This window comes from Leyella stercorea (assembly GCF_021531355.1).
Taxonomy (GTDB): domain Bacteria; phylum Bacteroidota; class Bacteroidia; order Bacteroidales; family Bacteroidaceae; genus Prevotella.
In genome coordinates this window covers 1-7,600 of record NZ_JADYTS010000103.1, presented here as the reverse complement: position 1 = coordinate 7,600, position 7,600 = coordinate 1, and the positions used below count along the sequence as shown (strand labels likewise).

Here is a 7,600-nt window from a genome sequence, read left to right as displayed (position 1 = left end):
TAGATGGGCTAATTGTTCAAGCATGTTCATAATGCAAAGATACAAAATACTATGAAACTAAAAAACCTCCCCAATATTTTTCCACTGAGCCTTTCTCGGATAGTATCAGCTTGTCCTGGTGAAATTGGAGTGGCAATTATTATTAATAACACAGATACAGTTAAAGTTAATGATAAGAGTGTATATCCTATGATGAGTGTATTTAAGGTTCATCAGGCATTAGCTCTTTGCAATGATTTTGATAACAAAGGGATTTCACTTGATACCTTAGTAAAGATAGATAGGAATAGACTTGATTCAAAGACTTGGAGTCCTATGATGAAAGATTATTCCGAGTTGGTTATATCATTAACCGTGAGAGATTTACTTCGTTATACTATTGCTCAAAGTGATAATAATGCAAGCAATCTGATGTTTAAAGATATGGTCAATGTTGCTCAAACTGACAGTTTTATAGCCACACTTATTCCTCGTTCAAGTTTTCAGATAGCTTATACAGAAGAGGAAATGTCGGCTGACCACGATAGGGCTTACTTTAATTATACATCTCCTCTTGGTGCCGCAATGTTGATGAACCGTTTGTTTACCGAAAGTATTGTCAGTGGTGAGAAGCAAAGTTTCATTAAGAATACATTAAAAGAATGTGTGACAGGTACAGATAGAATAGTCGCTCCGCTTCTTGATAAAGAAAGGGTTTCTATTGCACATAAGACGGGTTCTGGTTATGTCAATGAAAATGGTATTCTTGCAGCTCACAATGATGTTGCCTATATATGCCTGCCTAATAATGTCTGCTATACTTTAGCGATATTTGTTAAGGATTTCAAGGGTAATGAATCACAAGCATCACAATATGTTGCGCATATATCAGAGGTCGTATATTCTTTATTAATACAAAATTCGGCAATTCCTTAAGTTGCGTTTACTTTGAAGCTTCAATGGTAAACATTATATAATTTATACAATATAAAAGCACTTCGTAACTATCAGAGTGCTTTTATATTGTCTTTTTTTTCTATTATAACTTGAATCCTCTACTTTTTCTTGGTTCTTCCGTTGGTTGTCGCAAACCTTGCCGAAGTTTCTCCCATTGCTCTTTGAACCATTCGCTTATCGGTTGCCTGTTTATGGTCAGTACAAGTTTGCTATCATCGGTCGGATTCTTCTCCACCTTGAAGATGTTGTTTTTGATTTCAAACTTTCTTCTATGTTCCTCGGAATAAATCTTGCCATTACATTGGATAGCTTCTTTCCTTGTCAAAAGACAATCTATCATATCTTTGGTAAATCCAATGACAGCGCAGAGTTTTTCCATTCTCAACATTTCTCTAAGCATCGGAAACCACTTGAATGCCTTTTCAAGCAGAGTGTTCAATCGTGATATTTCCCTGTCTTTGGCTTCAAGTTCTTGGTTGTGTATGCTCTGAAGATTGCGTATCTGTTTGCCATGTCGCTCTTGCATTTCCTGCATTTGGATTTTGAGGGTGTCAATACCTTTGTCTCGTTTGGCAATCTCTTGGTGCAAATCTTCATTAGTTCGCTCCAGCTCTTTCATCTTTCCACTTCCGAAAAGAGAACCAACTCCGCTTGCTATGGCGGTGGCTGCATTGGTGGCTGTTTTCTTTAGCTTGTCAGTGCGTATTTCTGATTTCACCTGTTTCAGTTCCTGTTCAGCAAGACCTATCTGTTCTTCTTTGTGCCGTTTTGCAGCATCCATGCGTTGCAGTTCGGCTCTCTGCTTTTCAATGATGAAATCATTTCGTTCCAAATGTTCCTTTCCGGTCTCGGATTTAGATTGCCCACGTTGCATGGAGAGGATGTCAGATGCCAAAGTCTGCATTTCCATCATATCGTCATCATTGAGCTTTTGGCTCTTGCCCGTGTCGTGGTTCATCCAGTCGAATACGATATGGGCATGATAATTCGGCTTAAACCACTTTTCACCGACTTGGAAACTCTCCCTATCCCCGGTTTTGGGTTGTCCACTAAGCCAGTGTCCCTCGTCCTTATGCAGGAAGATTTGGAGCGGTGTAATACCCCAGCGTCTCTGGCACTCCTCACCAAACTTTCGTACATCTGCCAGTGTTGTATCTGGTCTGATGAGCAATACTCCCTCACGGATTGGAGAACATCCAGCCACTTTTATAATCTTTCCATTCTTTCCCTTGCGCTCACGCTCCTTTTCCTGCATCGCTCGTCCGGTCTTTTCCTTGACCATCCGTTTGATGCTGTCATAGTGCGCCTGCAGGTCAGGACTGCCGAAGCCCGGGTTTATCCACTGCTCGTTATTGGAAGTCAGTTCGGGTACAATGTAGATTCTGGACTCGCCGATATTGCGCATGTACTCGGCAGTTCTCCGGTTATGAGCCCCGCTTGATGTCACTCTGCAGGGTTTGATATGTATGCTTGATTTTGTTGCCATATTCTTAAAATTTGATTTGGATTGTTGATGAAATCTTCTGTTGTCCGCTCATAACCGCACAGGGTTCTTAGGGGTGCAACCCATAAGCGGAGATTGCAAAGAGAGGGGCACTCTTTGCTCGGGGTTCTTAGGGGAGAAACGCCCTGAGTGGGTCATTAGGGCAAAGCCCTAATCCCCTCGGGAGAGCCCACAACTACGAAAGCGAAGCGTGTAGTTATAGTGGGCTATAACCGAAAGCCGTTTTTCTTTTTCGGTGGTTGGCTGCGCACCCCTTTTGCAGATTGAACTTGCCTGTTTCTTTCAGTCTGTTTCTGTAAGTATTCGTTCAAGTCCTTGCATCCGCTGTATGTCTGCGAAGCGTCACGGATGTATAAGTCCCTGCCGTATTCCTTATAGATTTGCTGCATGGCTTCCATTCCTGCACGGTCATTGTCAAAGAAACAGTGGATGCGCTCATAGCTTCCCAACGGATAGATTGCTTTGGAAACATTGGCTACTGAGTTCAACACCATATAATCTTGCCTGTCCAGTTCGGGATATTTCGGGCAATTCTCCAATCTCAAAGTAAGAAATGAAAGATAGTCCATAAATCCCTCAAACACATAACATGTTTCCCTCGCTGTTCCCGGCTGTTTGATATGAGAAATCTCTTTCGGTGCGATGCATCCCTTGAAATACTGGTTGCGGATTTCATACCCACCCGACACATTGGGAAAGGCGATGGCGAAATACCGTTTGCCATTATGGGTGAAGTGCGCTTCACTGCATTCTCTTTTCGCCATTGCAATGTTTATTCCCCTTTCCTGCAAATAAGCAAGCAGGGCAGGAGAAGAAAGCGGTACAATCTCCAGTTGTTGAAAACTTGGCTCGGAAGATGATTGCTTGCCAAAAGAAAAAGACACGGGGCGAATACGGGGTGTCTGTTCTTCGATTTTTTGCAAGAGGTAAGGCACATGGTCGGAACAATAAAGTTCCTGTGCCAGTGCGATGATATTCCCACCTTTGCCGAGTGCAAAATCATACCATTGGTTACGTTCTGTATTTACCTTGAACGATGCTTCCGTTTCTTCCCTTAGTGGTGACTTATACCACAGGTTTATGCCCTGTTGTTTGACGGGTGAAAATCCTAAACTGTGCAGATAATCCGCTATTTTGATTTGTTTCGCTGTCTGTATATCCATAAGACGATAGGTTTAATGATAGTTGAATTGGTTTATTTTCTCTTTTCGCCCGTACCTCTTTATGAAGTACGGTCTGTATAATCACTTCACTTTATTTTCGTATATATAGAGTACGGTAATAAAGTGAAGCGGTTTTGCCACATTTCGCAACCACTTCGCTTTATCCCTAATATATAGACCCCCGGAATAAAGTGAAGCGATTGCAAGGTGTGGGCTAATAGTGGAAGTCGGGCATGAACGTGTACTTTCTGCCGTTCTCCTGCACTATCATTCGTTTGTTCCGAAGCATGGTGATGAGCGATACCGCCTTTTTGTGGTTCAACTTTACCCCCACAGACACATAAGTCTTAATTAAGGTGTCCTCCAGTTCCTTGTAGCCATATTCCTCTTTCAGCCCGAAAACTGCTTCCAATGCGATGCGGTGCTGCTGTTCGGTGATATGCCTGTAAGGGTCGAACTTTTCCTCTTCCGGTCTTCCCGGTTTCTTGGTTTCGGGCTTGTAACCCTCCAACAGTTCAGGTATGGCATTGTCATTGATGCGAAATGAAAAAGGCTCGAAGTCCATTGCCCGTATGTGCATGGCTGAAACATTGCTTATATCTCCATTGCTCTTGTCCTTTTCCACAAGAAGGACAGTTTCAGCCTTGTTGTTCAGTTCCGTACCGATATGCCCCCTTGCGTTCTCATCGCCCTTGTTTTGGTGGAGTATCGTGTGGATATGTATCTGCCTGTCGTCCGTCCACTGCATCAGCTTTGATATGATGCGTGTCGATTCACCGGGGCTGTTGATGTCATATACCATGTCACGGATGCCGTCTATGATTACAAGCCCTATGTCAGGCGTATTGTAAATAGCCTGCTCTACAATCCTGATACGCTGTTCGGGCGTGTATTTCCTCAAAGCAAGAAATTCCAGATGCTCATTGTCCCTGTCATCTGGAAGCCCAGCCATCCGTAAAATACGTTTCATGACTTTCAGACAATGATAAGGACTTTGTTCCGTGTCCACATACAGGATTTTCCGTTTCTCTTCGGGTAGTTCCGCCACATATCTTAGCACTGTACCATTCTTCAATGCTGCCGCCACGATAGCCGACACATTGAAAGTCTTTTTGCTTTTGGCTTTGCCGATTGATGCACTGAAATTACCCAGTGTACCAATGACCGAACCTTGCACTTTTAGAATCTCAGGTGCTTTCTCATAGATTTTCGACAGGCTCAGGCGTGAGGCTTGCCAAAGGATTACGGCTTCTTCCGCCGATATTTCTTTTATATCTTTCATATAATCCATAAGTACACCTCCCGTTATTTTCGTCCTCCGGTTTTCTTTCCAGCCAGTTCAAGGGCAAGTTCCGCATCCACGATAATCTTGCGCCCTATTTGCGTAATGGCTTTGTCTATCTTTCCGCTTTTCTTTATACGGTTGGCGGTAGGCAGACTGCACCCGAACAATTTGGCAATGCCAAGTATTCCGTACACATACTTTCTTTCTGTGTCCGTAACGGGCTGTGGCTGCGCTTCCGTTTGGTTGGAAGCGTACTTGCTTAGAAATATGAACTCTTCGCCTGTCATCTGCCAGACGGGTTTTAATAATAACTCTTGAAGATTTGTCATCGTCCAATCTATTTAGTCGTTAAACAATCAGCCCTGCGCACTGGCTGTTATTTCTGTTCTCGAACGATGCAAAATTAGGTATGGCTGTAAGTGGTAAGGATGTGGATAATACAAATGGGATACTGCGCTATCTCATTAAATATCAGACAATAAAAATACCACTCAAAAATTAATTTGAGTGGTAAAAGTGGTAATTTCGTAGAATGTCAGGTTATATCACGAATTATCCGAATATGCTTTCCATTTCCTTTGCGAATTTCTGGTTGCTGTCACTCGGAAAATCGGAAACAGGTTCTTTGTATTTCGACCTGTAATAGCTCTCGTCAATATCCAACAATTTTAATATTTGGCTTCTCCATTCATCCCTGTATTGCTTGGATAGTTTCTCGCTCATCAGGAATATCAGGTAACACACCCGTATCTTTTCCCTTGCCTTGATTTTTAGTTTATTCTTGCAGGGGTACAGGTTTATATTGGCATAGAAATCCGCTATGGTAATGGCTTCGAACTGTTCCCCGACACAGGTTTCATGAATGGGCGAAAGCTGCTTCATGTCAAAATATTCATGTTGTCCCTCCGGGCTATTCTGTACTTCTTCTTGTTCGTTTTGCTTGACTGGTTCATCCTGCTGTTTTTCTTCCCTATCATTAGGAAGGTACTTTTTTAGGACTTCCATAAAAAGAAGACTTAGGCGGTAAACATTGCCGGAAAGGTTTTCTATATATTGAAAAGCCTCTTTCCTGTCTTGCTTTTGCAGTTCATAAAGTTTATCCAATTCTTTCTTTTCCTTGTCGTATTCAGCCTTGCAGCGTTCATATTCCTTTTCTGCCTGTATTTCTTCTTCGTCCGTATGCTCCCGAAAACCAATGAAATCATATCTGTGGTATGCGTCATTCAAAGGCTCGTGCAACTTGGTGGTAATCTCCAACTGGTCTTTAATTGCAGAATTATGCCTGTCTGCGTAGTGAAAACACACACGCTTTATGACGTCATCATTCAGCGGTTTTGTTTCATAAGCCCGTATATTTTTTTCTATTTCGATTTTCAGACTATTGAGAATCAATGTGTATTGTTCTTTCTGCTTGTCAAGTACCAGTTCAAGGATAGCGGCTTCAAAAGCCTTTGTATCATTGTGCTGCCTGTAAAAGTCGGTGATGAATTTCTGCTTGTCAAAAGAAAAAGCATAATTGGTTACCCAATCATTATATATTCTATTGAGTTCTCCATATTGGGGAATCAGTTTGTTTATTTCTCCTGCCATAGACTTCAATTTTGGGGATTATTGTCCTTGTCAAGGAAAGATGCCAGTTCTTCTTCCACCTCTTCCACACTTGGCAAAGCTGATTTCAAGTTTTCGGGTATAGCCTTGCTCAGTTGATAATCGCTGATGCCTATCGGTTGGTCGTAGCCTGTCAATGCGTATTGTGCTACCACCTCATCTTTTCCTTTGCACAGCAACAGCCCGATAGTCTTGTTGTCATTTTTTCCCCTCAGTTTGTCATCCACCACATTGATGTAGAAATTCAGTTGCCCTGCATACTCCGGTTTGAATGGAGTAGCTTTCAGTTCTACAACAATGTATGCGTGTAGCGGAATAGAATATAGAATCAAGTCGGCAAAGAAATCACTGTTACCTATTTGAAAATGCTTCTGCCGGGCGACAAAGGCAAAACCATTGCCCATTTCCAACAAATAACGGGTAACGTGCTTTACCAGCTGCTCTTCTATGTCCCTTTCGTCTGCCTTTTCTTTCGCTCCAGCCAAATCGAAGATGTACGGGTCTTTCAATAGGTAATTGGCAAGGTCGCTTTGTGGTGCTGGAAGTGTGGCTGTGAAATTGTTTACCTTGTTGTTGTTGATTTGTCTGTTATATAGGTTGTTTTCAATTTGCATTTTCAGCACATTGCTACTCCAGCCCATTTCTACAGCCTGTTTCATATACCAATATCCTATGCCTAACGGTAACGAACCGTTAAGTATGACCATTTGGCTTGCCCAGTTTATTTTGGCAACAGGGGATTTCAGGAAAACTTTTTCTATTTCCCTAATCTCCATCCTGTAAATGGCAGAAACTGTTTTCTCCACATCCTGAATTTGCGCAGGAACTTCCTGCGTAATTTCTAAAGATTGACAATCAGCGGATTGTATTTGCGCAGTAAGTTCCTGCGTAAATTGTCCGTTGTTCAGTTTCAATACTTCATCTGTAACATTCTGTATGCTTGGAACAGACAGCCTTGTGTCTGTATCAATGAAACTTCGTAGCACGTTCAACGGATATGACCGTGCAAATTGGCACATATAAGTAAGGTTAACCCGTTGGCGGAATTAATTTAAGTTGACAAATATGAGTAAAAGGTTGTATATATCGCTGATTTTTAGTAAC

General features: G+C 42.2%; 5 protein-coding genes and 2 pseudogenes. 1 reads left to right on the top strand and 6 read right to left on the bottom strand.

All coding sequences use genetic code 11. The features are described from left to right. Positions 1–87: 87 nt before the first annotated feature. A pseudogene (gene bla, locus I6E38_RS13825) lies at positions 88–915 on the top strand (class A beta-lactamase, subclass A2); the annotation flags it as partial. 103 nt (positions 916–1,018) lie between these two features. Here the strand turns inward: bla and I6E38_RS13820 are convergent. The 6 genes and pseudogenes from I6E38_RS13820 to I6E38_RS13795 all read right to left on the bottom strand — a co-directional run. After that, the gene (locus tag I6E38_RS13820) at positions 1,019–2,422 is read right to left on the bottom strand and encodes a hypothetical protein (RefSeq protein WP_004292946.1); all 1,404 of its coding nucleotides are present in this window, start codon (positions 2,420–2,422) and stop codon (positions 1,019–1,021) included. 224 nt (positions 2,423–2,646) lie between these two features. Then, positions 2,647–3,603, bottom strand: a complete 957-nt coding sequence (locus I6E38_RS13815) for a toprim domain-containing protein (RefSeq protein WP_004319668.1) — start codon at positions 3,601–3,603, stop codon at positions 2,647–2,649. A 214-nt stretch (positions 3,604–3,817) separates the two neighbouring features. Further along, on the bottom strand, positions 3,818–4,894 hold the full coding sequence (locus I6E38_RS13810; protein WP_004292948.1) for an AAA family ATPase: 1,077 nt from the start codon (positions 4,892–4,894) through the stop codon (positions 3,818–3,820). Between the two features lie 14 nt (positions 4,895–4,908). Continuing rightward, the gene (locus I6E38_RS13805; protein ID WP_004292949.1) at positions 4,909–5,217 is read right to left on the bottom strand and encodes a DUF3853 family protein; all 309 of its coding nucleotides are present in this window, start codon (positions 5,215–5,217) and stop codon (positions 4,909–4,911) included. Positions 5,218–5,440: 223 nt separating this feature from the next. Continuing rightward, a complete protein-coding gene (locus I6E38_RS13800) occupies positions 5,441–6,478 on the bottom strand; it encodes a hypothetical protein (RefSeq protein WP_004292950.1) in 1,038 nt (345 codons plus the stop codon). Between the two features lie 5 nt (positions 6,479–6,483). Next, positions 6,484–7,527, bottom strand: a pseudogene (locus I6E38_RS13795) (PDDEXK nuclease domain-containing protein); the annotation flags it as partial. Positions 7,528–7,600: the final 73 nt, after the last annotated feature.

Excerpts from the sequence above, each read along its gene's own strand:
- I6E38_RS13820 (WP_004292946.1), bottom strand. The coding sequence starts at position 2,422 with ATGGCAACAAAATCAAGCATACATATCAAACCCTGCAGAGTGACATCA.
- I6E38_RS13815 (WP_004319668.1), bottom strand. The coding sequence starts at position 3,603 with ATGGATATACAGACAGCGAAACAAATCAAAATAGCGGATTATCTGCAC.
- I6E38_RS13810 (WP_004292948.1), bottom strand. The coding sequence starts at position 4,894 with ATGGATTATATGAAAGATATAAAAGAAATATCGGCGGAAGAAGCCGTA.
- I6E38_RS13805 (WP_004292949.1), bottom strand. The coding sequence starts at position 5,217 with ATGACAAATCTTCAAGAGTTATTATTAAAACCCGTCTGGCAGATGACA.
- I6E38_RS13800 (WP_004292950.1), bottom strand. The coding sequence starts at position 6,478 with ATGGCAGGAGAAATAAACAAACTGATTCCCCAATATGGAGAACTCAAT.